This is a genomic window from Nonomuraea sp. NPDC048901 (genome assembly GCF_040649695.1).
In the GTDB taxonomy this organism is placed as follows: domain Bacteria; phylum Actinomycetota; class Actinomycetes; order Streptosporangiales; family Streptosporangiaceae; genus Nonomuraea.
The window spans coordinates 164219-189404 of sequence record NZ_JBEZFW010000017.1 but is presented as its reverse complement, the minus strand read 5'-3'; the positions used below and the strand labels follow the sequence as shown (position 1 = coordinate 189404).

The following is a 25186-nucleotide window of genomic DNA, read 5'->3' as shown; positions in this document are numbered from 1 at the left end:
CAAGCCGGGCATGGCGCCGGAGTTCGAGATCGAGCTGGAGCCGGGGCCGGTGGAGGATCTGTCGCACCTGCATGAAAGCGCCCGGCCGGTGGCCCGGCTGCCCGCCGCCGAGCGGCTGGCCCGGGTCCGGGCGGATCGGTGGATCGGCTACACCCGCGCCGGGCAGGCGCTGGATCAGTTACATACGCTGCTGGACTGGCCGGCCAAGCAGCGGATGCCGAACCTGCTGGTGATCGGGCCGACCAACAACGGCAAGTCGATGATCGTGGAGAAGTTCCGGCGCCTGCATCCGCCGATCTCGCGCCCGGATCGCGAGGAGATCCCGGTGCTGGTCGTGCAGATGCCCTCCGATCCGCACGTGGCTGTTTCTACACCGCGCTGCTGAGCGCGCTCGGCGCGCCGCTGCGTCCCCGGCAGCGGCTGGCCGAGCTGGAGCAGCTCGCGGTGCGGCTGCTGCGGCAGGCCGGCGTGCGGATGCTGGTGATCGACGAACTGCACAACGTGCTGGCCGGGCGCGACGGGGCGCGCCGCGAATTCCTCAACCTGCTGCGCTTCCTGGGCAACGAGCTGAAGATTCCGCTGGTCGGCGTCGGTACCCGGGACGCCTACCTGGTGATCCGCTCTGATGACCAGCTGGAGAACCGCTTCGCCCCGTTCGTGCTGCCGCGTTGGGAGCCTGGCCGGGAGGCGAGCACGCTGCTGGCCAGCTTCGCCGCCGCCTTCCCACTGCGCCGCCCCTCCCAGCTGGCCACCCCGGAGATGACCGCGTACCTGCTGACCCGCAGCGAGGGCACCATCGGGGAGTTGGCCGCGCTGCTCACCGAGGCCGCCGTCGCGGCGATCGAGTCCGGCGAGGAGGCCATCACCCAGCGCACCCTGCTGCTGGCCGCCTACACGGGCCCGACCGAGCGGCGCCGCAAGTTCGAACGCGAGCTGATATGACTGACGGGGACCTGCCGGAGGGTCTGCGCCGCTGGCCCGTCCACCCCGAGCCCGGCCCCGGCGAGGCGCTCACCTCCTGGCTCGGCCGTCTCGCCGGGCTGTACCGGCTGTCGGTCGAGCAGTTGTTGACGCACAACCTCGGCGCGGCGTCGGCCGAGTTCGACTGCGGCGCGGACCTGGACTACCAGGTGCCCACGATCATCGTGCACGCGCTCGCCGCACGAACCGGCGTCGAGGTGGACCAGGTGCGCCGAATGACAATCGCCGGGTGCGTGCCGTGGCTGGCCGACACCCTGAACCCCGCCGAGGGCCCGCAGGCCTTCGCCGCCTACGTCCGGAAGGAGTCGGTGCTGCTGCCACCGGGCCAGGCCGGATACCACGTGATCAATCGCTGGCGGCCCCCGCGCCCGGTTCCGGACGCCGTCGCCGCGCTGGACCGGCTCACCTTCGAAGGCATCACCACCACGACCGTCACCCTGCCCGCGCAGACCGTGCACGTCGGAGAGTGGCTGCGGCTGCTGCGCACGCTGCTGGACGAGGTCAGCATGGTCGACTCCCGGGCCGGCCCCAGCGCGGCCGCCGTCCTGCACCAGATCTGGGACACCGCCGGCCTGCCGTTCAGGGCGGGGCTGGCCTTCTGGCGGCCGTACGAGCGGCTCAGTCCGCCGCGTCAGGAAGCGATGCTGCACGCGGCGGCCACCGCGGTGCAACTGGCCGCAGACGGGACGATCACTCCCGGGGGTACGCTCGGCTCGGTACTGCGACCAGCTCCGCACGTGGATGGCTCGCGTGACATTCCGCTCGAGAGCGCTCGCAAGTGGTGAAGTGGCCAGAGGATACTGAGGCAATGCTTCCCGGTAATCCCTTCCTGAAGGGTTTTAGCCAGACGCCGAACGGGACGAGCTTTGATTCGGCGCGGGTGGAGCATCTGCGCAAGGGGCGATTAGTGGACCTCGCTGACGTGGATGCCGCGTCAGCGCTGGCTCGGCTGACCTGGGATGAGCTGCTGGACTACGGCACCGAGCAGAAGAACCTCCGGCTGGACAACGCCGAGATCGCCGTCGCGTTGAGGGCTCTGCGTGCTGTCCTGGGACGTCTTCGGATCGTGTTCGACCCGCCGTTTCGCGACCAGTCCGGTTTCCATCAGTACTGGAAGAGCCGGGGAATGTCGGATGCGGGAGGCTGGGCGAAGCGGCGGGCCTATCTCACCGACCTGTTCGAGCCGGTGCTCGCACAGCTGGAAACCATCGAAGACCTACAAACCGGGCAGCAAGCCGACCGCGATGACGCTGCCGAGCAAATCACGGAGGTCACCCGCCGCAGGCTCATCGACGGTCTCGACGCGGTGCGTATGAAGATCATGAATGAGCTGGCGGAGACGGGCGCCCCGGTCGATCGCCCGGATCTGTTCTGGTGGGGCACGCTCGACGAGGTCGCCTTTCTCGACCGCTTGTACAACCTGGACCAGATGCCGAGCCGCGACCCCCGCTACGCCACCGCCCGCTTGGACCTCATCCAGCACTGCATCAACAACAACGACTTCCCCGCCGACTGGATCTACCGGGACGAGCGGTTCGGCATCGGCGCGCAGGATGGGCGGCTCTTACGGTTCCTGGCCGAGACCCTCCACCCCGTGGTACGTCCTGAGCAGGTCGAGGTCCGGCATCTGCACGCCTTCTACAACTCCGTCCTTGCCCATGACGGGTACGAGCTCGTTCAAGTCGCCCAGATCAGCGGGGCGCCGATCTTCGCCGGCCGCAGGATCGGTGGTGGTGTCTCCGGGACGATCAAGAACATCATCTTCGCCGCGGATGGGCCCAAACCCGAGATCGTGCTCGGGGACGCTGTGAACAACGACATCAGGATCGTGCGCAATGCCGAGAACTGCCTGGTCTACGACAGGCCCCTGAACCCCGAGGGGCTCACCTGGGCCGACCTGTTGTCCTGGTGGCGCGACCGCCAGTCCCTCCCCACCGAGCTGTCCGATCTTGATGCCGGACGAGCTCTGTGCAGTCGGCTGTGGAGGTCACTGGCCAGCGAGCCCGAGCGGGTCCTTTTCCACACCTACGCCCAGGCCTATCTCCTGCGCAAGGACACCATGCACTGCCCCGCCCTCATCCCGCAGGTGTACTTGCACTACGACCCGCAGACCCGCAGGCAGCGAGGCGGCCACGACAGCGTGCTGGGACGCGAGCGCATGGACTTCTTGCTGCTCCTGCCGCACAGTACTCGTGTCGTCCTGGAAGTCGACGGCCAGCAGCACTACGCCAACGGCCTGCACGTAGGCGCAGCCGCCTCCCCCCACCGGTACTCCAAGATGGCCGCCGAAGACCGAGCGCTGCGGCTCAAGGGGTATGAGGTGTACCGGTTTGGCGGCCACGAGCTGACCAGGAACGAGGCCGCGGTCACCGCGATGCTCCAGGACTTCTTTGAAGCCCTGCTCGCCAAGCACCCTTTCACAGCGCCCTGAGCCGGCCGGTCGTCCTCACCAGACTCAGATCTGACTGGAGGCGCGGCACGAGGACTCCTGGCTCTATCGCTGACGAGGAACATCCACCGGCGTGTAGCGCAGGAGGCGACGGCCCGCGCGAGCCGTCAATCCGTGGCGGATACCAGGTCTGCGGCGGCGTCGTGTTCGCGGAGCATGCGCAGGACGGTGGCCGCGGACGGGTGCCGGCCCTTCTTCTTGCCCTTGGTGATGACGAGCCGGGCGGCGATGTCGCGCAGGCTGAGGTCCTGGCCGCGCAGGTGCAGGGCCATGGACAGCATGGCGTCGTCGGTGACGGCGGCACCGCCGATGGTCTTGCCGCGGCTGCGGGCGGATTCGTGGCCTTCCAGGGTGCGATCGCGGATGTATTCGCGTTCCATGCCTGAGAGGGCGGCGAGCACGGTGAACACGACGCCGGACGGGTCGTGGGAGCCCTGCAGTTCGCCGGTGAGGAATTCCAGGCCGATGCTGGCGACGCGCAACTGCTCAGCCAGTGCGGCCAGGTCGAGGCCGCGGCCGAGCCGCTTGTGCTCGTGCACCACGAGCGTGACCGCCACCCCCGCCGAGCGGAGTTCGCGGGCCAGGGTGACGGCCTTGTCGAGTTCGGGGCGGGTGGTGGCGCGGGTGGAGATCTTCTCAGAGAAGACACGCGTGACGCCGGCGGCCTGGAGCGCGTCGAGCTGGGTGTTGAGGGACTGGCAGACGGTGGAGGCGCGGGCGTAGCCGATGCGCACATGCCCCGCCGGTTCGGTATCGGCCGCGGCGGGGCGGGGCAGCTCGATCCACAGCGTGCCCGGTTTGCGAACGGGCGGGGTGGCCACGGTGAGCGCCTTGGCGAGCGAGGGCACGAGTCGGAAGCGGGCGGTGTGGTACTGGACGGCCACCTTGCCCTTGCCGGTCCGGCAGGGCGAGCCGGCTGGGGCGGCGCAAGAGGTCATCGGGCAGGCGTGGGCCTCCACGCGGAGGTAGTCGTCGTCGCGCACCCCGGAAGTGTTTCATAGGAGCGTTTCACACGGCTACTCATTTGCACCGACCTATGAAACAGAATCCGCCCTGGACGTGGTCGGTCGCGGGCGGTGTTTCATAGGTGGCCGCTTATGAAACACCTTCCGCGTCCTCGGCCCGCGGTCGTGACCGCTCGTGGACTGATGGTGAGCTCGCGGGCGGCCTGGCGCAGGCTTGGCCGCCCGCGAGCGTCATCCAGGAGGCGGGCGGCAATCATGAGCAGGCGTTCGGCACGTGCTGAGACCGCCTGGCCCCGGCGGGGCGGCACATCGCACAGGAGGACCGTTTCGGCCTCGTTCCAGTCGCGGGCGTGGGGCCAGCGCCCACAACAGGCTTGTTTGGGAGACGGATGCTCCTCGGTCATACCCGGCGGACACTACCTCGGCTCCTGCCGGTCACCGGCAGGCCGGTCAGCCGGTCTGGGCTGAACCGGGCGGACACCCGGATCGAAGGCGACGCCGACCGTCACCGTGTCGGATCGCCGCCGCCGATAGCTCCTCGCCTTGGCCTTGTTTCCGCAGGTGGCCATGTCGCACCAGCGGCCGGTCTTGTTTCTGGCGTGATCGTAGAACGCCCATTGGCAGGCACGGTTGCCACAGATCTTGAGGCGTTCCCAGGCAGGGGTTCCCGCGTGCCCGGCAACGGCGGCGACGATGCGGCCCAGCGCGCGAGGCGCCCCGGAGCGGGTCGCAACCAACGTGACGGTCGCGTCCGGTGAGATCTCGACCTGCAGCGGGGCGGTCGACTGGGCGGCCGCGTTGAAGGACTGCGCGGCGCGGGAGGCGCGGCTAGGCTCGGAGCGCTCGCTCAGCAGGGAGCGGATCGCCTCACGCAGCTCGCGGGCCCGCCGGACGTCGTCATGAGCCACCGTCTCGTCCTGGCCGAGAAGTTCGTGTTCGCGGAGCCACCGCGTCAGAGAGCCGGCCTCGTCGAACTCGTCGAGGCCGGCTTCCAGATCTCGCGTATTGAGAAAGAGCCGGAGCGTCTCCAAGCCGTCCGGAGCCACGTCGGGCTTGCCCCTCTGCTCGCTCGTCATTAGGACACCCCATCTACACCGTCACCGTTCTCACTACTTGACAGGTTACTCCGATGTGAGGGAAGATCAAGGAGACGGGATGTGGTTCCACCATGAAGCTCAGCCCCACCGGCATCAGAGCCGAAGAGCGCAAGACCCAGCGCAATCAGAGCCGCCCCGACGGCCGTATCGATCCTTGAAGCACGTGGCCTGAGGCGGCGCGAGGCGCCTGCTCATCACGCCGGATGGCGCAGCCGGGCGGGGAAGCGCGATGACCGCCCCGGTCCTGCCCCGGCGTACCGCGACCGGAGTGCTTCTCATCCTCGGCTCCGCCGTGTCCTTCGGCGCCATGGCGATCTTCGCGAGGATCGCCTATGACAGCGGCGCCGACGTTCACGGTGTGCTGCTGATCCGCTTCAGCGTCGCGGCGATCGCCCTCACGGCGCTGATGGCGATCACATCGACCCCATGGCCGCGCAGGCGGGACCTGCGCCTCCTGGTGCTGATGGGCGCGGTCGGCTACGTCGGGCAGTCATTGACCTATTTCACCGCGTTGACGCGGATACCAGCAGGTCTGGTAGCGGTCCTCTTCTACACCTACCCGGTGCTGGTGGCCATCTGCGGCGCCGTCCTGGCCCGCCGCGTGCCTGCCTTGCTCACACTCGCGGCCACCGGCATGGCGACTCTGGGTGTCGCGCTGGTCGCCAGCCCGACGCTGGAGGGCGATCTTCTCGGCATCGCACTCGCGGTCGCCGCGGCGGTCATCTACACGGGCTACATCCTGGCGGGCAGCCACTTGTCGGGCGCGGCCGGCCCGCTCGCCTCGACCACCACCGTCTGCCTGGCCGCGACCGGGGTCTACGCCGGCGCGTGCCTGGCCCACGCTCCGTCCTTCCCCGGCGATCTCGCCGGTTGGTCCGCGGCCGTGGCGACCGCCATCGTCTCAACGCTCATCGCCATCATCGCGTTCTTCGCCGGTCTTCGGCTGCTGGGCGCCGCCCCTTCGGCGGCTGTCTCCAGCGCCGAGCCGGTCGTCACCAGCGTGCTGGCGTTCCTGGTCTTCGCGGAAGACTTGTCGCCGCTGCAGATCATCGGTGCCGCGCTCGTCTGCGCCTCTGTCATCGGGGCGGCCGCGAGCAGCGGGCGACGCGCCACACCCGCGAACCCCCCGGCCCCTGTCGCCGAGGACCCGCCCAAGCACATCGGCGTGTGACGCCGCAACGCCGGCGGCATCCCTAGGGAGAAACATGAACCGAAATCGTGAACGTGCCGCGCCCGCGAACCACCGCGTCGCCATTGCCGGAACCGGCGCCTGCCTGCCGGCGAGCGTCGTGCCCAACGCCGAGCTCTCGGATCGCATGCATGTCGCCCCCGAGTGGATCGAGGAGCGTACCGGAGTCCGTGAACGGCGCGTCGCCGCCGACAGCGAAGCGACATCGGACCTTGCCACAGCCGCCGCGCGGCGAGCCATGCTCGCCGCACGGCTACAGGCGGACGACATCGACCTGATCATCGTCGCGACCTCCACACCGGACAAGCCGATGCCGGCCACCGCCTGCATCGTGCAGGCCAATCTCCGTATCGGCGGTTGTGCGGCATTCGACGTCGACGCCGTCTGCACGGGGTTCGTGTACGCCCTGGCGGTCGCCCGCTCGATGATGATGACCAACCCGCGGCTTCGCCACGCGCTGGTCATCGGGGCGGACATCTACTCGCGCATCCTCGACTACACCGACTCGCGCACCGCGAGCCTGTTCGGCGACGGGGCGGGCGCGGTCGTCCTGTCACGGGCTCCGGCCGGGCTGGGCATCACCGATATCGAACTGGGCGCCGACGGCGCCAAGGCCCACTACGTACGCATTCCGGCAGGAGGAAGCCGCCGGCCCGCGTCCGCCGAGACCCTGCGTGACGGTGACCACTTCTTCAAAATGGACGGCCGAGCCGTACGCACCTTCGTCGAGGCCATCTTCAAGCGGATGCTCAACAACGTGCTGGAGCGGTCTCAGCTGACCATGAGCGAGCTGGCCCTTGTCGTACCCCATCAGGCGAACGTCCGGCTCCTCCACGACTGCGCGAAGAAGGCAGGCCTGCTGCCCGACCAGCTCGCCATCAGCGGTGACCGCTACGGGAACACCGGTGCGGCCTCCGTCCCCGTCACCCTCGACGCCGCCGTCCGCTCGGGACGTGTCCAGGGCGGCGACAGCGTCCTGCTGCTCGCCTTCGGCGGCGGCATGACCTGGGGTAGTGCCCTGATGACCTGGGCCCCCCGCGACCAGTTTCAGCCCGTTCCGAAAGGAATCACGTCATGACCTCCCCCCTCGACATCTCCTACGCCGAGCAAACGCCGAAATCGCGACGGCAGTATGAACGAGCCGTCACCTCCATCCCCGCCGGTGCGACCCGCAGCCTCAACTCCTGGTCGCCGCACCCGGTGTACCTCGTCCGGGGCAGCGGCACACAGGTGACCGATGTCGACGGCCGAGTGTATGTCGACATGCTGAACAACTACACCGCTCTTGTCCTGGGGCACGCCGACCCCGAGGTCGTCGACGCCGTCTGCCGTGCGGCCAGGGGCGGGACCAGCTTCTCCTTCGCCACACCGCAGGAGAGCGAGCTGGCGGAGCTCCTGCGGGCGCGGGTCCCCTCGTTACAACGGCTCCGCTTCACCGGCTCTGGAACCGAAGCTGCGATGTTCGCGATGCGCCTGGCCCGCGCCCACACCGGACGCAACCTCATCGCCAAGGTCGAAGGCGGCTATCACGGAACCCACGACGACGCGCTCGTCAGCGTCCGCCCCCACCCCGAGTCATGGGGGCCGTCGACCGCCCCGACCGCAATGCCGGACATGGCCGGTCTCCCCGCCGGATGCGACCAACGCGTCCTGGTGCTGCCATTCAACGACGGGGACGCGGCCGTCGCACTGCTGCGAGCCCACAACCCGCGCGTAGCGGCCGTTATCGTGGAGCCCATCCTCGGCGTCGGCGGCGTCATCCCCGCCACGAAGGAATACCTGCAGGCGCTGCGGGAGGCATGCACGGCTCTAGGGATCGTGCTGATCTTCGACGAGGTCATCACGCTGCGCGTCGCATCCGGAGGCGCGCAGGCCAACTACGAGGTCACCCCCGACCTGACCGTCATGGGCAAGGTGATCGGCGGCGGGCTCCCCATCGGCGCCTACGGCGGACGCGACGACCTGATGCGGCAGCTTGAACCCCAAGGCGGCACCGACGTCTACGACGCTCGCGCCGGGGGCCCCCGCCTGTATCAGGGAGGAACCTTCACCGGCAACGCCTGCAGCCTGGCCGCCGGCCTGGTGACGATGCGCCGGCTGTCGCCGCTCGCCCATCTCGGCCTCGCCGCGAAAGGTGCGCGACTGCGCAACGAACTCACCCGCCGGATCGACCGTGACGGCCTTCCCGCCCACGTCACGGGGTACGCGTCCCTGTTCAACATCCACATCGGCGCAGGTGTCGTGACCACCTTCCGCGACACTCGCCGTGTCGACCCCAAGATGCAGCAGGCGTTCTTCCTGGGCCTTCTCAACCAGGGCTTCATCATCGCCCCTCGCGGTATGGGCTGCGTCTCCACCGCCACCCGCGACCAGGACATTCACGACTTCGTCGACGCCGCCGCCTCCGTACTCGCCCAGATCTAAGCACACCCGAACAAACCAGGAAGGAACGCCATGCGACTCGGATGGAACCCACACCAGGAACGGCGACGAGAACACTTCCGGCGTTTCGCCGCCGCCACCATCGCCCCCGACAGCGCGACCCGCGACCGCGAGGGCACCTTCGACCGCCAGATCTGGAAGGAACTGGCTGCGGATAACTTCTGGACCGGTCACATCCCCCGGCGCTACGGCGGAGAGGGAGGAGACATGTGGGACTTCCTCGCCGGGTTCGAGGGCCTCGCCCTCGGCGCGGACGACTGCGGGTTCGTTCTGTCCGCCGTCGCCCACGCGGGCCTCATCCAGGTACTGCTCGACCACGGGACCCCTGACCAGCGAGGCGATCTGCTGCCGGGCCTTATGAACGGCCAGATAGGGGCCACCGCCGCGACCGAGCCGGCGGGTGGCTCCCATGTTGCCGCGATCGCCACCAGCGCCGTCGCGGCCGGTGACGGCTATCTGCTGTCCGGTCACAAGGCGCACATCACCAACGCGCCGGTCGCCGACATCATCCTCATCGTGGGCCGGGTCCCCGAGCTCGGTAGGCGCGACATCACCCTGTTCATCGTCGACGCGGCGGATGACGGCGTGACCACGGGACAGCCCGAGGATCTGCTCGGCCAGCGAACCAGCCCCACCGGGTCGATCAGCCTGGACCACGTCACCGTGTCAGCCGATCGAGTGATCGGAGCCGTCGGCGACGGCCTGACCACCCTGTACTCCTTCCTGGCGTTCGACCGGCTCATGTACGGCATCGTCGCGGCCACCCAGCTCGAAGCGATGATCGCGCACGCTATGCACCGCGTGCAGACACGGTGGGCCTTCGGCGTCCCCATCGGCGAACACCAGCTGATACAGGACAAGCTCGTGGACATGAAAGTGACCATGGAGAGCAGCCGATGGCTCGCCTACTCCACGGCCGCCGCACTCATCGATCACGATCCCGGCTTCAGCGTCCGTGCCTCATGCACCAAGCTCACCGCGTCGGAAGGGCTGGTACGGGCCGCCACAGAACTCATCCAGATCTTCGGCCACGCTGGCTACGACCGCGCCGGCGTCATTGAGCGCTACCTGCGCGACGCCGTCGCCGTGCGCATCGCCGGCGGCACGACCGAGATGCAGAAGAAGAACGTATTCAAGTCCTTGAAGGACTCCGCCCCGCTCGCGGTACCGGCCAAGCCCGCTGTGCCCGCCGCCAGCCAGGCGTGAAGCCGCTCAAGCCAACGAAAGGATGACCTCCCCGTGAAAACCGCACCGACACAACTCCCCGTCCACGGCAGCCGCACCATCACCGTCACCGCTCCTGACTGCGCCTCCCAATGGGGGAACGACGGGCTGGACGTCCTGTCCACTCCGGCGATTCTCGGGCACATGGAACGACTGTGCGTCGACACCCTCGCCGCACGCCTGAGCCCCGGCGACATGACAGTCGGAACGGGGGTACAGATGCGCCACCTCGCTCCGACAAATCTGGGCGAGAACGTCACCTTCCGGGTCACCACCGACCGGCTCACCCGCAACATCACCGTGTCGTTCCAGGTCACCGACGCGAACGGCCGGCTGCTGAGCGACGGCACCCACCAACGGGCGGTCGTCGACGAGACGACCTTCCGTGCCCGCCTTTCAGGGGCGGCCGCCGATCGCCGGAGCACCCCATAACCCGGAGCCGGCCGGGCGTCCCGCCCCTCGAATCCCGGGGGCACCACCAGAGCCTTCAAGGAGCAGCTCATGCCGTCAGACTTCAGCGTCATGGATCCGCCCGACATCCGCATCCTGATGAACCCCGAGCTCATTCTCGAAGATCGCAAGGGAGCACTGTGCCACCTCATCTCATCCAGCTACATGCCAGAGCGGCAGGCTTGGAGCTACGAGACCCGTGACCTCGCCGGCCGCGTCACGAGGATCTCCAGCCTGATCGGTCACCAGATCCTCGGAGAGGCGACCCCGGCCCGCGACGAAACGGACGTCACGGCGTCCGAGGAGATGAACGTGATCCTCCAAGGCGGTCCGGCCGGCCTTCCGCACCATGAACGCCTCCGGTACGTATCACAGGCCATACACGACGTGAAAGTGCCCCACGGAAATGGGTACGAGCACTTCGCTCCCACCCACACCTACCAGAAGCTGAACGGATATCACGTGGCGGTGTTCCGATGGACCGGCACCACGAAGATCGCCGAATGAGGGAAACCTCCCATTGAGCTGGTCGAGCTCGCCCGCGTCATCCCGTTCTCGATCCACAGGGTGCCCACCGTGTCGTCGGTCACCGGGCCGGTGGCCCGGCAGGTCGGACACAGGTGGGTCACGGTCGCCGATCCGCTGGAGGTCACGCCCTCACCCCCCAGCCGGGTGCGCGCCCAGCCGAGCGCGGCGGCGGGATCCGTCCCGGGCGGGATGCGGTCGGCAGGGGTATGGTGAGCCATTGATCGATCAGCCGGCCCAGGTGTTCGGGCACGTCCGAGGTGAGGCGATCGGCGCGTTCGGGCGGGTGCCGGCTTGCATCAGGTGGCGGACCTGCAGCAGGTCGGCGTCGGTGCCGACGGCGGTTTCGAGCCCGCGTCGCAGCGGCGCCAGGCCGGTCAGCAGCCAGTAGGCCAGGGCGCCGACGCCGTACAAGTCGGACAGCGTGCTGGGGGCTGCGTCGGTGACGCCGAGTTGCTCGGGGCTGGCGAACCATTTGGTGCCGCCGGGGGACACGGTGGAGATGCTCTTGCCCGCCTGGTGCAGCTGGGACATGCCCCAGTCGATGATCCTGATGGTGGCGGGGCCGTCCAGCGCACCAGGTACGGCTGCGTGAGCGGCTGGTGGAGATGCACGCCTGGATGGCCAAGTCCCTCGCGCGCCGCTACCGCAACCGGGGCGAACCCATGGAAGACCTTCTGCAGGCCGCCTACGTCGGCATGGTCAAGGCCATCAACGGGTTCGACGCCGGCCTCGGCTACGACTTTCGCCGCTACGCGACCGTCACCATGGCGGGCGAGGTCAAACGGCACTTCCGGCACCGCGCGTGGGCCATCCGGGTTCCCCGCATCCACCAGGAACGCCGCTCGCGGCTGATCCGGCTGTCCGCCGACCTCAGCCAGGCCCTGGGCCACTCGCCGACCGTCGCCGAACTGGCGGCCGAACTGGGCCTGTCGCAGGAGGACGTCCTGCTGACGATGGACTCCTCGGCCGCCTACAGCGCCCTGTCGCTGGATGCCCCCTCGACAACACCGAAAGCACCTCCATCAGCTTGGCCGACGTTCTGCCCTGCTACGACGACGCACTGGACACCTTCATCGGCACGCAGTCTGTCAAGCCGCTCATCGACGCCCTGCCCACCCGCGAGAAACACATCCTGCTGCTGCGCTTCCACGGCAACCACACCCAGGCAGAAATCGCTGCCGAACTCGGACCCTCCCAGATGCATATCTCCCGCATCCTGCGCAACGTCCTGAGCCAGCTACGAAAAGCACTGACCGACTAACCAACCGACCGACCGCATCTGGAGGGCTGTGATGACGGTGAAGAGCGGGGCCAGGTCCGCGGGCCGCCGGGCGGCCTCAAGCCGCTGGCTGGAATGGCTGGCCCGGGCCGGGTTCGTGGCCTGCGGTGTCGGAAACCTCGCCGACCGGCCTTCCAGACCACGGGGAATCGAGGAGGAAGGTCACCGGGGCCCCTGGCGTAGGGGGCTATCCCCATCAATCCTCGTCGTCGGCGTCAGGATCACGCAAGGCCCGCCGCCGCCCGCCGCCCAGCTGCGGACGTTGAAAGGAATAGCGGCCGTGCACATTGATGTGTCGCCTGATAAAGGGACTGAGCCGGGTCACGTCGTCATCCAGCACCGGATAGCCCTGCGCCCGCAGCTGACGCAAAGCATCGTCAATGTAGACGGTGTTCCACAGCACCAGGCAGTTCAAAACAATGCCCAGCGCTCCTAATTGGTCCTCCATTCCCTCGTAGTACCGCTGGAACACCTGGCTTTTGCGGCCGTGGAAGACTTTCTGCGCCAGATCGTGGCGGCCTTCCTGAAGGTTGCGGATGCCCTTGATGCCGCGCCGCATGCCCTCGTCATCGATCAGCGCCAGCACATGCAGACTCTTAAAAATCCGGCCGTAGGTGTTGATCGCCTCGCCCATCGCGGTCGGCCGGCCGTCGCGCTGCAGCATCCGCACCACGTCGTAGGGATTGACCGCGCTGGCGTAGATGGAGCCGACCAGGCGCAGGACGTCCGGCCACCACCGGGTGACCTTGCTCAGGTCTAGCCGCCCGCGCGCCAGCGCGTTCAGCGCCCCGTAGTCGGCGTCGGCCTGGACCCGCCACAGCTTCTGGTCCGGCAGATCGGCCAGCGCGGTGAAGTACTTCGAGACGGGCCGGATCGACACGGGTTGCAAGGGCAACGGAACCCCGAACTGACCACCGATGCGGGCGCCACGGATGGCACCTGAGCGTCACGCCGGCGGCCGGGCGAGTTTGGCGGCCACGGCGTCGAGGACCCACTCCAGGCCGGTCGCGAAGGACTCCTCGGCATCCACCTCGGCGCCGTCGCGCACGGCCTTGGCCAGCGTTGGGAAGCGGCCCGTGGCCAGCATCCTGCGCACATGCGGGCCGGAGGCGCGCTGCCAGTCGCGCTTGGACAGGCCCGTGGCGCGCTCGGCCCGTACGTCCGCGATCTCGCGCCTGATCGCGCCGGTGAAGTAGGCGCTGACGGTCTCCACAGCGCGCCTGACGGTGTCGACGTCGGCGAGGCCGTCGAGGGCGGCCAGCGTGGCCTCGGTCACGGCGAGGGCGTTCGGGCCCAGGGTCGGACGGCCGCCGAGCAGGTCGGCCAGCCATTCGTGACGGCGGGTGGCCTGCCTGGTGCGGTGGGCGCGGACGCGCAGCGCCTCCCGCCAGTCACCGGGTTGCTCCTCGGGGAGGATCTCGGCGTGGACCTCGTCCACCATGAGGTCGAACAGCTCCTCCTTGGTGGAGATGTATCCGTACAGCCGCATCGGGCCGGCGTCCAGCCGGGCGGCGACCTTGCGCAACGACACCGCCTCCAGCCCGCCCTCGTCGGCCAGCGCGATGGCGGCGGCGACGATTCGCTCCCGGTCGAGCGGCACAGGTCGTGTCGGCGGCTCCGGCCGGTCCCACACAGTCATGGGTACATCGTACTGTTGCGATACACTGTAGTTGTTAAATACAGTGTATCGACATGAGACATCGTATCGCCGTGATTGGGGGAGGCCCCGCCGGCCTTACCTTCGCCCGTGTCCTGCACCGCCGCGATCACCCCGTCACCGTCTTCGAACGCGATCCCGCGCCCGACGCCCGTCCCCCGGGCGGCACGTTGGACCTGCACGAAGGGCTGGGCCAGCTCGCGCTGGACAAGGCGGGGCTGCTGGGGGAGTACCAGGCGCTGTCCCGTCCCGAGGGGCAGGCCATGCGCATCCTGGACATGGACGGGACCGTCCTGCGCGACTGGCGACCCGGTCCGGATGAGCGGGCCAATCCCGAGATCGACCGCGGGCAGCTCCGTGACCTGCTGCTCGGCCCCCTCGACGTTCAGTGGGGGCGGGGTGTGACGGAGGTGGTGCCGGGGACCCCGGATGGCGTGCTGGTCCATTTCGCGGACGGGCGACAGGAGGCGTTCGACCTCGTGGTCGGCGCGGACGGCGCCTGGTCCCGGGTCCGCCCGGCGCTCTCGCCGGTGACGCCGCACTACACCGGCGTCAGCTCGGTCGAGACCTCCCTGGACGATGTCGACACCCGCTACCCCGACCTCGCACGGTTGATCGGCGACGGTTCCGTGGCCGTGTACGGCGTGAACCGCTCCCTCGTCGCCCAGCGCAACAGCGGCGGCCACGTCAAGGTCTACACCAAGTTCCGCGCGCCGCTGGACTGGCATGCGGGCCTGGACCCGGCCGACGTCGAGGCCATGCGATCGAGCCTGCTGGCTCTGTTCGACGGCTGGGCCGCTCCCGTCCTCGACCTCCTCCGCCACGGCACCGCTTTCGTCCACCGCCCCTTCTACGTCCTGCCCGTCTCCCACACCTGGGATCACGTCCCCGGGGTGACGTTGCTGGGCGACGCCGCCCACCTGATGCCCCCCTTGGGGGCGGGTGCGAACCTCGCGATGCTGGAAGGCGCCGAACTCGCCGAGTCCATCGCCGCCGCCCCCGGCGACCTGGACGAGGTCGTCCGCGCCTTCGAGGAACAGATGTGGGTACGGGCCGGCAAGTGGGCGAAGATCACGACGGCCGGTCTGGAACGCCTCGTGAGCCCGGACCCCGCCGAAGCCCTCGCTGTCTTCGACCAAGTCCAGCCGTCCTGACTGCCGCTGGATCGCCCCCGCTGACGGAGGAGGCCTGTCAGCCGGGGCGGCGGAGGGTGCGGCGTACGGCCAGGCCGCCGAAGGCCGCCGACGCGAGCGTCAGGATCGCCGCCTCGGTCCACTGGAAGCGCCAGAATCTGGACGACGGATGGTAGTAGACGGCGTACCGGTAACCCTTGCCGAACAGGCACGCCTGCCACGCCTCGGCGTTCTTGTTGCTCTGCCCCGCATCCACCCGCCGCGGGCAGCCACTGCCAGCCGGCTCGGCGACCTCTCTCCCGGACGGCTCCACCCAGGCGGCGCTCACCAGCCGGGCGTCGGGATCGTCCAGCAGCACGGTGCCGGACAGCTCGGTACGCGCCGGCTCGGCGTAGAAGTCGCTCAGCTTGAACAGCGTGACCATCGTGACCGCCACCACGGCCACGACCAGTGCCATCGCGGGCAGCGTACGCCGGAACAGGGTGCCGGCCGCGGTGCCGAGCGCGAACGCGTACAGCCACCACGCCGCCGGCTCCACCCCGACCATGTTGAACACACCGATGTTGCCGAACGTGGAGTCGACGCCCGCCCTGAACACCGGCCGCCACAGGCTGACCATGAGCGACAGCAGCAGCCCGCCCGCCACGACCGCCCCGCCCAGGATCGACAGCTTGACCGCCAGCCACCGCCACACGGGCACGGACTGGGTCCAGGCCAGGCGGTGGGTGCCGCGCTCGTACTCGCGGCCGAGCAGCGGCGCGCCCCAGAACGCCCCGATCAGCGCCGGCGCCACCAGCGGCATCCAGCCGAACACCGAGTAGGCCGCGTCGTAACGCTGCCCGAGCGCCACCGCCAGGTCTCCGCACGCCACGGCGGGCCCCGGGCAGCCGGGCGGGGCGTGCTCGGCCACGTACCGGCTCGCCTCCAGCGCCGAACCCAGCAGCAGCACTCCCAGCAGCACCAGGAAGCCCGCCGTCACGAGGAGCTGTGCCCGGTGCTGGCGCCACGTCACCCAGATCACGCGCCCACCCCCGTCAGGCCCGGCAGTGCCGCCGACTCGGGGCTGCGCAGGTAGCCCATGACGAGTTCTTCCAGTCCGGGGCGCCGCGCCTGCCAGCGCGGATCGAGCGGGGGCGCGCCCCTGATCAGCATGCTGACCTGCCTGCCGGTACGGCTCGCGCCCACCACCCGTGTCCCCGCCGCCGACGCCTCCTCCGGCCCGGTGAGCACGAGATGCCCGTCGAGCAGGTCCTCGATGTCACCGCTGACCTGCAGCCGGCCTCCGTTCAGCACGATCAGCCAGTCGCACGTCTCCTCCAGGTCGGAGACGACGTGCGAGGACAGCAGTACGGTCAGCTCCCGTTCGGCCACCTCCGCCATGATCGAGCGCATCACCTCGTGGCGGGCGAGAGGGTCGAGGTTGGCCAGCGGTTCGTCCAGCACCAGCAGGTCGGGCCGGCAGGCCAGCGCCAGCGTGACCGCCACCTGCGCCTGCTGTCCGCCCGACAGTCCGCTCACCTTCCGCTCCAACGGGATGCCCAGCCCGGCGAGCCGGCCGGCCGCGGCGGCGTCGTCCCAGCGGGTGTTCATGCGGCGGCCGAAGGTGAGCATCTCGGCGACGGTGAAGCTGTCGTACAGCGGCTTGTCCTGCGCCACGAACGCCGCCTCGCCGGCCACGCGGACGCTTCCCCGCGCGGGTCGCAGCAGGCCGACGGCCGCGTGCATGAGCGTGGTCTTGCCCGCGCCGTTGGGCCCGACGAGCGCCGCCACACGTCCCGTGGGCACGGACAGTGAGCAGTCGCGCAACGCCCACGTACGGCGATAGCGGACTCCCAGCCCGGTGGCCTCCAGTCTGGGACTCATGCCACGCCCTCCTTCGCGACGTCGGCCAGGACCACATTGAACAGCGCCCGCAGATCCTCCTGATCAAGCCCGGCCCCGCGGGCCTCGCGCACCCACGCCTCCAGGCCGCGCCGCAACCGCGTGTGCTCGGCGAGCGTCGCACCCGCGATGCCCTGCCGGACGAACGTCCCCATCCCCGGCCGCCCCTCGACCAGCCCTTCGCGCTCCAGCTCCCGGTACGCCTTGAGCACGGTGTTGGGGTTGATGGCCAAGGTCTCGACCACCTCGCGAGCGGTCGGCAACTGGTCGCCGGGCCGCAGCGTACCGAGCCGGAGCGCCTGTTTGACCTGGTGAACGAGCTGCAGGTACGTCGAAACCCCCGAGCCGCGGTCCAGGTTGAACTCGATCAACCGAAAGCACCCTTTCACTATTCGAATAGTGAAAGGGTGTTGGATTCGACCGTCCGTTGTCAACCTGGGACGCGAGCATGGTGCGGATCGCCGCGGACTGCGGGGTGTCACGGATGGCCTGGCGCATCACTTTCCGACGAAGGAAGCGCTCCTGGCCGCCGTGCTCGAAGAACGGGATCGGGTCAACGGCGAGTTGTTCTTCGTCGGATTCGACGCGACGGCGGATGGCCTGAGCAGAGTCGGCGGTCATGAACTATAGGACGGACCATTCCCACCACGCGGCCGCGCGGGCTTCGGCCAGGCGGGTCAGCGCCGGGTGGCGGTCTTGCCTAGGGTGCGGTGCGGTAGAACTCGGCCGCGGTGACGGTGGCGGGGATGCCGAGTTCGGCGGCGACCGCGGTGATCGCGGCGGCACCGACGTCGAGGTCGGCCTGGCCGTCGGTGTGGAAATACGGTGCGATGAACGTCTCGTAGTGGGCCCGGACTTCGTCCGCGGTGTGTCGGCCGATGAACGTCTGCATGTGTCGCAGCGTGATGTCGGGTTCGTTGCGGATCGTCTCCAGGGCGCGCCGGTGGGCTCGTACGACCGCCTGGACCGCGGGGTCGTCCGGCTGGACGTAGGTGGGATCGACGGCCACGCCTACGGTGGGGATCTGGAAGTGGTCGCCGATCCAGGCAAGCACCTGCCAGCCGTTCTCGGCGGCCACCGCTTCCGGTGCCATGGTGCTGCCGACCAAGGCGGCGTCGATCTTTCCGTCGCGCAGCCGGCGCAGGTCCATGCCGTAGTCGCCGGGCGGGCGGACGATGGTCTGGATGTCGCGGTCCGGGTCGAGGCCGGCCTGGCGCAGGACGATCCGAGCGAAGCAGCCGGGTGCGGTGTGGGGGGCGTGGATCGCCAGCCGCCGGCCGGCCAGGTCGGCCAGTGAGGTCAGGCCGGAGCGGGCGAGGAACCAGAACAGCGGGCGATGGGTGTTGACATTGAGTGCGACCCAGGGGATGCCATCGGCCAGCCGGGTCAGCAGTGCCCGGCCGAGCCCGATGGTGGCGCCGTGGCGCACCCGCTCGTTGTCCCAGGCGCAGCCGTCGCGCAGCGCGACGTGGACGCCCTCGTCGGCGTAATAGTCCTGCTGGTCGGCGATGTAGGCGGCCAGTTCCTCGTGCAGGCCACGCCCGACGAAGGTGAGATCGATCGTGTCCATGGACGTCTTTCCTTGATCATGTCGCCGCGCGTGCCGTGACGGTGTACCGGATGCCGGCCAGACTGACGGCCTCACTACATGGACATCCCGCCGTCGACCGCGGCCGTCGTGCCGGTCATGAAGCCGTTGTCCTCGCTGGCGTAGAAGGCGACCACTTGGGCGACGTCGCCCGTCTGTGCCAGGCGGCCCAGGGGAGTGGCGGCCACCTGCTGCCTCTTCTGCTCTTCGTCGAGCGCCTTCGCCGCAATGCGGGTGTCCTCCACCGGGCCGGGCTCGACGACGTTGACCGTGATGCCCTGCGGGCCCAGCTCCTGGGCGAGGTACCGGGCGAACTGCACCAGTGCGGCCTTGGCCGTGCCCAGTGCGATCATGTTCTTCCGGGGCCGGTGGCTGAGGCCCGTACTGATGTAGACGATGCGTCCCCAGCCCTGTTCGGTCATGGAGGGCAGGACGGCTTTGGTGATCACGTACGCCGCACGCATCTCGTCGTCGAGCTTGCCGCCCAGTTCTTCCCACGTCATGTCCTGGAACGGCTTGATCGCGTACGGGGTGAGCGCGTTGTGCACGAGCACGTCGATGCCGCCCCATGCCACCCTGACCCGCTCGGTCAGGCTCTCGACCGCCGCCACCTCGCGTACGTCGGCCTGCACGGCCATGGCCTGGCCGCCCGCGGCCTCGATGCCGGACACGATCTCCTCGGCCGCCGCGCCGCTGCGGAGGTAGTTGACCACCACGCGCATCCCTCGCGCGGCCAGAAGGCGCGCGGTGGCCGCGCCGATTCCGCTGCTGGACCCGGTCACCAATGCCACCCTGCTGGTCACCCCAGTCACGGGCCCACCCCCTGCTCTTTTCGCGGGATGCTCGTCATCGCGGGCGTCGGTATGACAGCCCGGAGTCGTACATCGTTGATGGTGGGGGTCTGTTAAAGGGGATCGCTCCAAAGAGGCGGATGCGCGCGGGCTATCCGTGGTCGCCTAATGACTCGATTTCGCTGTGCTCCCCCATGAGCTCCGCATACCCGGTCACATGGGGTTCTATCGCTTCGGTCGGTTGCCGGTTATGGCGTCATCCGACCCGCTGCAGGGCGCGCTCGCGGCGTGCCGTCATGGTTGAGCCGGACTCGCCGCGCGCCATCCGGCGCAGCACCACCGGCGCCAGGAGCAGGCCGAGCACCGCCCAGGCGCCGAGTACGCCGACGGTCTCCAGGTGTCGCCAGGATTGCCCGATCTCGATGGCCGCCGCGGAGTCCGGCAGCAGGGCTGACCGCGTGCCCAGGCCCATCCAGTAGATCGGGAAGGCCTGGGCGATCCGTTGCAGCCACTCGGGCAGCGCGGTGATCGGGTAGAAGATGCCGGAGATGCCGATCATGGCCAGGAACGGTAGCTGGACGAGCCCCTGGGCGCGTGCGCTGGTGAACACCGAGCCCAGGACCGCGCCGAGCGGCAGGGTCGCGACCAGGCCGAGCGCCAGCGTCCAGGCCAGAGTGGGCCAGGAGCCGGGGCCGATCCGCAGGCCCTCGACGAGGAGCATGGCAGGCACCAGGAAGATGACCAGATCGGCTAAGAGACCGCCGGAGACCGAGATCACCTTGCCGATGAGATAGGCGGGCATCCCGTGCGGGGTCGCCTTGGCGCGCAGCAGGGTGCCGTCCTCGCGGTCGGCGGTGAGTTGCTGGCTCATGCTGATCATGCCGGTCGCGGCGTTCATGCCCAGGATGCTCGGCAGCGCCAGCGTGCCCAGCAGGAGCCCGCTGGATCCGAAGGGCAGGTCCCGGATGAAGAACATGGTGGCCACCATCAGTCCGGGCCAGAGGAAGTGGGAGAACAGGTCGGCGCCGTTGGTGAACGACTGCCGCAGCTCGATGCGGCCGCGGGTCCAGCCGGTGCGCAGTACGGTCGTGGCCGGGTTCATCGAGTGGCCTCCTGGGGAGATTCGGCCTGGCGGACCAGGGAGAGATAGGTCTGCTCCAGCGAGGCACGGTGGACTTCGAGCTCGTGGATGTCGTCGCCGTATCGGGCGAACAGCTCGCGGGCGAGCTTGGTCGAGTCCGTGGTCCGCTCCGTGAAGCGCTGCCCGCCGCGCAGCCAGCGCACCTCGTCCTCGCCGGTGATCCGCTGCGCGAGTTCGCCGGCCGTGCCGTCGGCGATGATCCGGCCGCCGTTGAGTACGAGGATGCGGTCGGCCAGCTTCTCGGCCTCGTCCAGATCGTGGGTGGTGAGCAGGACGGTGGTCTCGCCGGTGCCGACGACGCGTCGTACCAGATCGTGGAACTCGTGTCTGGCCTGCGGGTCGAACGAGGCGGTGGGCTCGTCGAGGAACAGCAGCTCGGGACGGCCCACCAGGCCGATCGCTACGTCCAGTCTGCGCCGCTGTCCGCCGGACAGCGTCCTGAGCTTCTTGCCGGCGTGCTCGGTCAGGCCGACCGCCTCGATCAGCTCGTCGGGGTGCCAGGGCCGCTTTATCCGCGGGGTGGTGTACGGGGCGTAGTGGGTGCCGAGGTGGGTCAAGAACTCGCGTACGCGCCATTTGCCGTGATCGCGCCAGGACTGCAGCACGACCCCGAGCCGGGCCCGCCACCGCTCGTCGCCGTGCGCGGGGTCGGTGCCGAGCACCTTGACCTGGCCCTGTGAGCGGGTGCGGAAGCCCTCCAGGATCTCGATCGTGGTGGTCTTGCCGGCACCGTTCGGGCCCAGCAGGGCCAGCACCTCGCCGTGGCGGGCGTGGAAGGTGACGTCGTGCAGGACGTCGACCGAGCCGTAGCGCATGCGCAGCCCGCCGACGTCGAGCACGACCTTGTCGCTCGTCGTCATGAGATGACCTTTCTTCGTGGATTGAGGGCCCTTGCGTGAGGCGTTGCGAGGGCATGCCAGATCACGGCCTGAGCCGAGGGGCCCGCGTCGCTGCGCGGGCGGCTGCGGCCCAGGCCGGACAATGAGAATCAGGTGGCGTCGAGGAACGCCAGACCGGGACGGTGCAGAACGGGACGGTTCAGACGGGCAGGCGAGGCGGTGGGCCTACCAGCTGTTTCCGGCGAGCGCCTCCCGAGCGCGTGCCATCAGATCCACCCGGTCCAGACCGGCCAAGGCGAGCGCGCGGGGGACCGTGCCGATCTCGGTGTCCAGGATGCCGAGCAGCAGATGCGCCGGACGCAGGTCCTTCTTGCCGGTGGCGGCGGTGAAGCCGCGTTCGATCGCGAGCCGCGCCGAAGCGCCGAGCTTCGGAGGCTCGGGGGCGGCGGCGGGCTTGGGGAGGTCGAAGGAGGCGACGCTCACGCCGACCGCGCTCAGGCTGTGCTCGAACTCCCGGTCGAGCGCGTCCCGGATCGCCTGCCGCCCGAGCCCGGCAGCGGTCAGGACGCGGTGGGCGGCGGTGCCTTCGCCGGCCGCGATCGCCAGCAGAAGATGGTGCGCCTCGATCGCCGAGGACCCATCCTCTTGCGCCTCCGCCGCCCCCTGCTCGATGATCGCGTTGATGTAGTGATCGATCGCACTCACTGTCGTCTCCTCAGCGCGACTCCGGCGGCGATGAGCCGCTTGACGTGCTTCTTGTGAACCGCCTGACGGGTGACGCCGAGGGCCTCGGCGACATCCGGCCAGCTCCAGCCCGCGCGCATGGCCTGCTCCACGGCGGCGTCCTCCAGCCGATCGGCCAAGAGCCGCAGCGCCACGACGGCCGCCAGCGAGTCGGCGGGATCCTTGGGAACGGGTACGTCTTCGACCGGCATATAAGCAACCGTAGTTGACTAATCGTCCGATAGTCAACGCCGGTTGCTTAGAATCTCAGGCGGCGGGCAGTTCGTGGAACCTCGCGATCATCGGGTTCGTTGATGGGGAGTGGGGAGCAATGCCAGTAAAAGACGCCAGCGGAAACGGGATCGCCGACGCGACAGCAGAGCCCCGCACCCGGCCAACGCACCGCGCCGACCTCGGATCCAGACCCCCGACAACCTCTGGTTGACCTGGGGGCTGCCCGCGGCCGGCGTGGTGATCACCTTCGAGCTCCTGTACTACACCGTCTTCGCCGACAAACTGGGCGGTACGAGCGTTCTCGGGGTTCTGGGGGCCGCCGCCTGCGCGTTCGCCGCGCAGTTCGCCAGTGGCTTGTCCGGGTACGTCAGGAACCGGCGAACCGAAGAATTCCCCTTCGCAGTCGTGGGCAGCGTCACGGGGGCCGGGGCGGCGGTCGCCGTACTCATTCAGGTCGTCTTCATGAGCTGAGGACGGTCCGGGCTCTCGGCTCGGCGGCTGTCACCGGGCTTTCTAGCGGTGGGCGCACTATGCCGGGATATGGCCGAGTTGCCGCAGCTGTGAATAGAGGTCGACGACTCCCCAGATGTCGGTGATCTGGCCGTCGGCGAAGCGGATGATGAAGATCTCGTGGTAGGTGACGGACTTGCCGGTCGGGGGCATGCCCCGGTATTCACCGGAGTTGGTCCCGGTGACCGTCTGCCGAGCGACGATCTTGTCTTCCTCGGCGATCAGGTCCTCGAGCGTTATGCGGATGTCGGGATACGCGCGCAGGAGGATCTCCCATATGCGCTTTTGCGCCTGCACCGCGTTCGCGTCAGTCCGCTCCGCCGTGTGGAACTGCCCGTCCGGGTGAATGAGCTCGTCGACCGCCTTCGAGATAACCTCCAGATCGCCACTGTTGATGGCCTCGTGGAACCGGTGGTACGTCTCCTTGTTGCGTGCTTCCTGAGCTGTCGACATGTCGCCTTCTCCTTGGATCGAGATGATGCGGTCATGGACGCCTGGCGATGAAATCGGCGCCTCGGTAGCTACCGACGAGATAGCTCCTCGGATTGTGACGCCAACGCCGGCCAGCGGCGCGGCACGTGAGTGATGATCCGCCTCCTGACTGTTCAGGAGATGATCAACGCGCTGCTGGACCAGGGAGGCCAATCCGACAACGCTTCCGCCTGACGCGACGCCACACAGGCCGGACCACGTGCTCAGGCACGCGGTCCGGGCACGGACGGCGCTCGACCCCAACGGTCACAAGACCTCAGATGACACCCGTCGCCGATGAGTGCGGGGTCAAGCCGAGCTCGTAGGCCCGTCGTTTGTCCTTCGTGCAGGCCACCAGAGGCCGCACCCCGCTGCCGCGCCGCTGGGCGGCTGAGCGCACCCTCGGCTGGCTCATGCTTCACCGCCGGTCGGCGAGCCTGCCTCGGGGTTAGTCGCGCGCCTGGTCGGCGGGCTCGGACGTGGACGGCTCGGCGGCCTGTAGTGTGTCGCGCCTGGACTTGAGCAGGCTGGCCGCCGTCGTGACGGCGAGCACGGTGACGATGACGGCCAGCGAGATCCAGTTGTTGATCTCAGGGACCCAGGTGACGTGCTCGCCGCCGTTGATGAACGGCAGCTCGTTCTCGTGCAGGGCGTGCAGGATGAGTTTCACGCCGATGAAGCCGAGGATGACCGCCAGGCCGTAGGTGAGGTAGACGAGTTTCTCCACCAGCCCGCCGAGCAGGAAGTACAACTGTCTCAGCCCCATCAGTGCGAACACGTTGGCCGCGAAGACCAGGTAGGCGTCCTGGGTGATGCCGAAGATCGCGGGGATCGAGTCGACCGCGAAGACCAGATCCGCGCCGCCGATGGCGATGACGACGATGAACATCGGGGTCAGCAGGCGGCGGCCGTCCTGTTTGATGGTCAGCCGTGAGCCGTGGTAGTCGTCGGTGACCGGGAACAGCCTGCGCACCAGCCGTACGACGCCGCCGTTGGGGTCGTACTCCTCGTCGTCATTGCTGTCGAAGGCGAATTTCCACGCGGTGTAGATGAGGATGCCGCCGAAGAGCCAGAACACCCAGCTGAAGTGCTGTACGGCCTGCGCGCCCACGCTGATGAAGATCCCGCGCATGACCAGCGCCATCATGATCCCGATGAGCAGCACGCGGTGCTGGTGGATCGCGGGCACGGCGAAGTTCGCCATGATGAGCATGAAGATGAACAGGTTGTCGACGCTCAGCGTGTACTCGGTGATGTAGCCGGTGATGTAGGAGGCCGCGTGGTCATCGCCGCCGAAGATCCACACGGCTGCGCCGAAAGCGACGGCACAGCCGATGTAGAAGGCGATCCACCGGGCCGACTCGGCGAGCGTGACCTGGTGGGGTCTCCTGTTGGCGATGATCAGGTCGAGAAGGATAAGCCCGAGCAGGGCGGCGATGGTGGCCGCCCACAGCCAAGCGGGCACGGACATAGGTGGGGGCATAGCGCTCCTCCGACTTGGCGTTGACACGTCCGTCGGAGGTCTTCTCCGCCCGCGGCGTCGCGGACCGACCGCGCCGGGCCCCGAGGCGGGTCCGTGATGACGACGTGGCCGCGAAGGAGTACTCCCCTCCA

28 protein-coding genes and 2 pseudogenes are annotated in these 25186 nt (G+C 68.8%); 14 read left to right on the top strand and 16 right to left on the bottom strand.

The features are described from left to right. Positions 1-34: 34 nt before the first annotated feature. The 3 genes and pseudogenes from AB0C30_RS44025 (at position 35) to AB0C30_RS44015 (ending at position 3412) form a co-directional block, all read left to right on the top strand. Positions 35-942 (top strand): annotated as a pseudogene (locus AB0C30_RS44025) (TniB family NTP-binding protein). Beyond that, on the top strand, positions 939-1766 hold the full coding sequence (locus tag AB0C30_RS44020) for a TniQ family protein (RefSeq protein WP_357955385.1): 828 nt from the start codon (positions 939-941) through the stop codon (positions 1764-1766). The pseudogene AB0C30_RS44025 and the gene AB0C30_RS44020 overlap by 4 nt, the downstream one beginning before the upstream one ends. A 122-nt stretch (positions 1767-1888) precedes the next feature. Further along, positions 1889-3412 (top strand): hypothetical protein, encoded by a 1524-nt coding sequence (locus AB0C30_RS44015; RefSeq protein WP_357955384.1) that lies wholly within the window; start codon positions 1889-1891, stop codon positions 3410-3412. 125 nt (positions 3413-3537) lie between these two features. Here AB0C30_RS44015 and AB0C30_RS44010 read toward each other — a convergent pair whose 3' ends face one another. Together AB0C30_RS44010 and AB0C30_RS44005 are read right to left on the bottom strand one after the other, a co-directional pair. Continuing rightward, the gene (locus AB0C30_RS44010) at positions 3538-4413 is read right to left on the bottom strand and encodes a recombinase family protein (RefSeq protein ID WP_357955382.1); all 876 of its coding nucleotides are present in this window, start codon (positions 4411-4413) and stop codon (positions 3538-3540) included. Between the two features lie 398 nt (positions 4414-4811). Continuing rightward, the gene (locus tag AB0C30_RS44005) at positions 4812-5471 is read right to left on the bottom strand and encodes a CGNR zinc finger domain-containing protein (protein WP_357955381.1); all 660 of its coding nucleotides are present in this window, start codon (positions 5469-5471) and stop codon (positions 4812-4814) included. A 250-nt stretch (positions 5472-5721) separates the two neighbouring features. On the opposite strand from AB0C30_RS44005, the gene AB0C30_RS44000 reads away from it, so the two are divergent. From AB0C30_RS44000 to AB0C30_RS43970, 7 genes are all read left to right on the top strand, one after another. After that, the gene (locus tag AB0C30_RS44000; protein ID WP_357955378.1) at positions 5722-6663 is read left to right on the top strand and encodes a DMT family transporter; all 942 of its coding nucleotides are present in this window, start codon (positions 5722-5724) and stop codon (positions 6661-6663) included. A 34-nt stretch (positions 6664-6697) separates the two neighbouring features. Then, positions 6698-7759, top strand: coding sequence for a beta-ketoacyl-ACP synthase III (locus tag AB0C30_RS43995; protein WP_357955376.1), 1062 nt, complete (start codon positions 6698-6700; stop codon positions 7757-7759). Continuing rightward, positions 7756-9105 carry an aspartate aminotransferase family protein gene (locus tag AB0C30_RS43990; RefSeq protein WP_357955374.1) on the top strand — a complete coding sequence of 450 codons (1350 nt, stop codon included), beginning with the start codon at positions 7756-7758 and terminating at the stop codon, positions 9103-9105. The genes AB0C30_RS43995 and AB0C30_RS43990 overlap by 4 nt, the downstream gene beginning before the upstream one ends. A 30-nt stretch (positions 9106-9135) precedes the next feature. Further along, a complete protein-coding gene (locus tag AB0C30_RS43985; RefSeq protein ID WP_357955372.1) occupies positions 9136-10329 on the top strand; it encodes an acyl-CoA dehydrogenase family protein in 1194 nt (397 codons plus the stop codon). A 33-nt stretch (positions 10330-10362) separates the two neighbouring features. After that, the gene (locus AB0C30_RS43980) at positions 10363-10779 is read left to right on the top strand and encodes a hypothetical protein (RefSeq protein WP_357955370.1); all 417 of its coding nucleotides are present in this window, start codon (positions 10363-10365) and stop codon (positions 10777-10779) included. 117 nt (positions 10780-10896) lie between these two features. After that, complete coding sequence (locus AB0C30_RS43975; protein ID WP_357955368.1) at positions 10897-11304, top strand: DUF5988 family protein; 408 nt, start codon at positions 10897-10899, stop codon at positions 11302-11304. A 69-nt stretch (positions 11305-11373) separates the two neighbouring features. Then, entirely contained in the window at positions 11374-11538 is a 165-nt protein-coding gene (locus AB0C30_RS43970; protein ID WP_357955366.1) for a hypothetical protein, read from the top strand. A 12-nt stretch (positions 11539-11550) separates the two neighbouring features. Here AB0C30_RS43970 and AB0C30_RS43965 read toward each other — a convergent pair whose 3' ends face one another. Further along, the gene (locus tag AB0C30_RS43965) at positions 11551-11871 is read right to left on the bottom strand and encodes a hypothetical protein (RefSeq protein ID WP_357955466.1); all 321 of its coding nucleotides are present in this window, start codon (positions 11869-11871) and stop codon (positions 11551-11553) included. Between the two features lie 59 nt (positions 11872-11930). Between AB0C30_RS43965 and AB0C30_RS43960 the strand changes: the two are divergent. Both AB0C30_RS43960 and AB0C30_RS43955 read left to right on the top strand, forming a co-directional pair. After that, positions 11931-12266 (top strand): annotated as a pseudogene (locus tag AB0C30_RS43960) (sigma-70 family RNA polymerase sigma factor); the annotation flags it as partial. Positions 12267-12352: 86 nt separating this feature from the next. Next, complete coding sequence (locus tag AB0C30_RS43955; RefSeq protein WP_357955364.1) at positions 12353-12586, top strand: sigma-70 family RNA polymerase sigma factor; 234 nt, start codon at positions 12353-12355, stop codon at positions 12584-12586. Between the two features lie 214 nt (positions 12587-12800). Here the strand turns inward: AB0C30_RS43955 and AB0C30_RS43950 are convergent, their stop codons facing one another. Next, positions 12801-13484, bottom strand: coding sequence for a Tn3 family transposase (locus AB0C30_RS43950; protein ID WP_357955362.1), 684 nt, complete (start codon positions 13482-13484; stop codon positions 12801-12803). Positions 13485-13550: 66 nt separating this feature from the next. Next, positions 13551-14243 (bottom strand): TetR/AcrR family transcriptional regulator C-terminal domain-containing protein, encoded by a 693-nt coding sequence (locus AB0C30_RS43945; RefSeq protein ID WP_357955360.1) that lies wholly within the window; start codon positions 14241-14243, stop codon positions 13551-13553. 53 nt (positions 14244-14296) lie between these two features. Between AB0C30_RS43945 and AB0C30_RS43940 the strand changes: the two genes are divergently transcribed. After that, complete coding sequence (locus tag AB0C30_RS43940; RefSeq protein ID WP_357955358.1) at positions 14297-15415, top strand: NAD(P)/FAD-dependent oxidoreductase; 1119 nt, start codon at positions 14297-14299, stop codon at positions 15413-15415. Between the two features lie 37 nt (positions 15416-15452). Here the strand turns inward: AB0C30_RS43940 and AB0C30_RS43935 are convergent, their stop codons facing one another. The 9 genes from AB0C30_RS43935 to AB0C30_RS43895 all read right to left on the bottom strand — a co-directional run bounded on the left by AB0C30_RS43935 (position 15453) and on the right by AB0C30_RS43895 (position 22569). Continuing rightward, positions 15453-16415 (bottom strand): hypothetical protein, encoded by a 963-nt coding sequence (locus AB0C30_RS43935; RefSeq protein ID WP_357955356.1) that lies wholly within the window; start codon positions 16413-16415, stop codon positions 15453-15455. Then, complete coding sequence (locus AB0C30_RS43930; protein ID WP_357955354.1) at positions 16412-17257, bottom strand: ABC transporter ATP-binding protein; 846 nt, start codon at positions 17255-17257, stop codon at positions 16412-16414. The genes AB0C30_RS43935 and AB0C30_RS43930 overlap by 4 nt, the downstream gene beginning before the upstream one ends. After that, positions 17254-17646 carry a GntR family transcriptional regulator gene (locus tag AB0C30_RS43925; RefSeq protein ID WP_357955352.1) on the bottom strand — a complete coding sequence of 131 codons (393 nt, stop codon included), beginning with the start codon at positions 17644-17646 and terminating at the stop codon, positions 17254-17256. Before AB0C30_RS43925 ends, AB0C30_RS43930 begins: the two co-directional genes overlap by 4 nt. 329 nt (positions 17647-17975) lie before the next feature. Then, a complete protein-coding gene (locus AB0C30_RS43920) occupies positions 17976-18845 on the bottom strand; it encodes an ABC transporter substrate-binding protein (protein ID WP_357955350.1) in 870 nt (289 codons plus the stop codon). A gap of 74 nt (positions 18846-18919) precedes the next feature. After that, positions 18920-19675: an SDR family oxidoreductase gene (locus AB0C30_RS43915; protein WP_357955348.1), complete on the bottom strand. Its 756-nt coding sequence runs from the start codon at positions 19673-19675 to the stop codon at positions 18920-18922. A gap of 235 nt (positions 19676-19910) precedes the next feature. Next, positions 19911-20756: an ABC transporter permease gene (locus AB0C30_RS43910; RefSeq protein WP_357955346.1), complete on the bottom strand. Its 846-nt coding sequence runs from the start codon at positions 20754-20756 to the stop codon at positions 19911-19913. Next, positions 20753-21655: an ABC transporter ATP-binding protein gene (locus AB0C30_RS43905; protein ID WP_357955344.1), complete on the bottom strand. Its 903-nt coding sequence runs from the start codon at positions 21653-21655 to the stop codon at positions 20753-20755. The genes AB0C30_RS43910 and AB0C30_RS43905 overlap by 4 nt, the downstream gene beginning before the upstream one ends. Before the next feature lie 204 nt (positions 21656-21859). Beyond that, entirely contained in the window at positions 21860-22339 is a 480-nt protein-coding gene (locus AB0C30_RS43900) for a Clp protease N-terminal domain-containing protein (protein ID WP_357955342.1), read from the bottom strand. Continuing rightward, the gene (locus AB0C30_RS43895; RefSeq protein ID WP_357955340.1) at positions 22336-22569 is read right to left on the bottom strand and encodes a winged helix-turn-helix domain-containing protein; all 234 of its coding nucleotides are present in this window, start codon (positions 22567-22569) and stop codon (positions 22336-22338) included. Before AB0C30_RS43895 ends, AB0C30_RS43900 begins: the two co-directional genes overlap by 4 nt. A gap of 229 nt (positions 22570-22798) precedes the next feature. On the opposite strand from AB0C30_RS43895, the gene AB0C30_RS43890 reads away from it, so the two are divergent. After that, on the top strand, positions 22799-23062 hold the full coding sequence (locus AB0C30_RS43890) for a hypothetical protein (RefSeq protein WP_357955338.1): 264 nt from the start codon (positions 22799-22801) through the stop codon (positions 23060-23062). A gap of 57 nt (positions 23063-23119) precedes the next feature. Here the strand turns inward: AB0C30_RS43890 and AB0C30_RS43885 are convergent, their stop codons facing one another. Continuing rightward, complete coding sequence (locus AB0C30_RS43885; RefSeq protein WP_357955336.1) at positions 23120-23746, bottom strand: ester cyclase; 627 nt, start codon at positions 23744-23746, stop codon at positions 23120-23122. A gap of 274 nt (positions 23747-24020) precedes the next feature. Further along, positions 24021-25043 carry a TerC family protein gene (locus AB0C30_RS43880; RefSeq protein ID WP_357955334.1) on the bottom strand — a complete coding sequence of 341 codons (1023 nt, stop codon included), beginning with the start codon at positions 25041-25043 and terminating at the stop codon, positions 24021-24023. Positions 25044-25186 lie beyond the last annotated feature (143 nt).

Excerpts from the sequence above, each read along its gene's own strand:
- AB0C30_RS44020 (WP_357955385.1), top strand. The coding sequence starts at position 939 with ATGACTGACGGGGACCTGCCGGAGGGTCTGCGCCGCTGGCCCGTCCAC.
- AB0C30_RS44005 (WP_357955381.1), bottom strand. The coding sequence starts at position 5,471 with ATGACGAGCGAGCAGAGGGGCAAGCCCGACGTGGCTCCGGACGGCTTG.
- AB0C30_RS44000 (WP_357955378.1), top strand. The coding sequence starts at position 5,722 with ATGACCGCCCCGGTCCTGCCCCGGCGTACCGCGACCGGAGTGCTTCTC.
- AB0C30_RS43995 (WP_357955376.1), top strand. The coding sequence starts at position 6,698 with ATGAACCGAAATCGTGAACGTGCCGCGCCCGCGAACCACCGCGTCGCC.
- AB0C30_RS43990 (WP_357955374.1), top strand. The coding sequence starts at position 7,756 with ATGACCTCCCCCCTCGACATCTCCTACGCCGAGCAAACGCCGAAATCG.
- AB0C30_RS43985 (WP_357955372.1), top strand. The coding sequence starts at position 9,136 with ATGCGACTCGGATGGAACCCACACCAGGAACGGCGACGAGAACACTTC.
- AB0C30_RS43975 (WP_357955368.1), top strand. The coding sequence starts at position 10,897 with ATGAACCCCGAGCTCATTCTCGAAGATCGCAAGGGAGCACTGTGCCAC.
- AB0C30_RS43945 (WP_357955360.1), bottom strand. The coding sequence starts at position 14,243 with ATGACTGTGTGGGACCGGCCGGAGCCGCCGACACGACCTGTGCCGCTC.
- AB0C30_RS43940 (WP_357955358.1), top strand. The coding sequence starts at position 14,297 with ATGAGACATCGTATCGCCGTGATTGGGGGAGGCCCCGCCGGCCTTACC.
- AB0C30_RS43930 (WP_357955354.1), bottom strand. The coding sequence starts at position 17,257 with ATGAGTCCCAGACTGGAGGCCACCGGGCTGGGAGTCCGCTATCGCCGT.
- AB0C30_RS43920 (WP_357955350.1), bottom strand. The coding sequence starts at position 18,845 with ATGGACACGATCGATCTCACCTTCGTCGGGCGTGGCCTGCACGAGGAA.
- AB0C30_RS43910 (WP_357955346.1), bottom strand. The coding sequence starts at position 20,756 with ATGAACCCGGCCACGACCGTACTGCGCACCGGCTGGACCCGCGGCCGC.
- AB0C30_RS43905 (WP_357955344.1), bottom strand. The coding sequence starts at position 21,655 with ATGACGACGAGCGACAAGGTCGTGCTCGACGTCGGCGGGCTGCGCATG.
- AB0C30_RS43895 (WP_357955340.1), bottom strand. The coding sequence starts at position 22,569 with ATGCCGGTCGAAGACGTACCCGTTCCCAAGGATCCCGCCGACTCGCTG.
- AB0C30_RS43880 (WP_357955334.1), bottom strand. The coding sequence starts at position 25,043 with ATGTCCGTGCCCGCTTGGCTGTGGGCGGCCACCATCGCCGCCCTGCTC.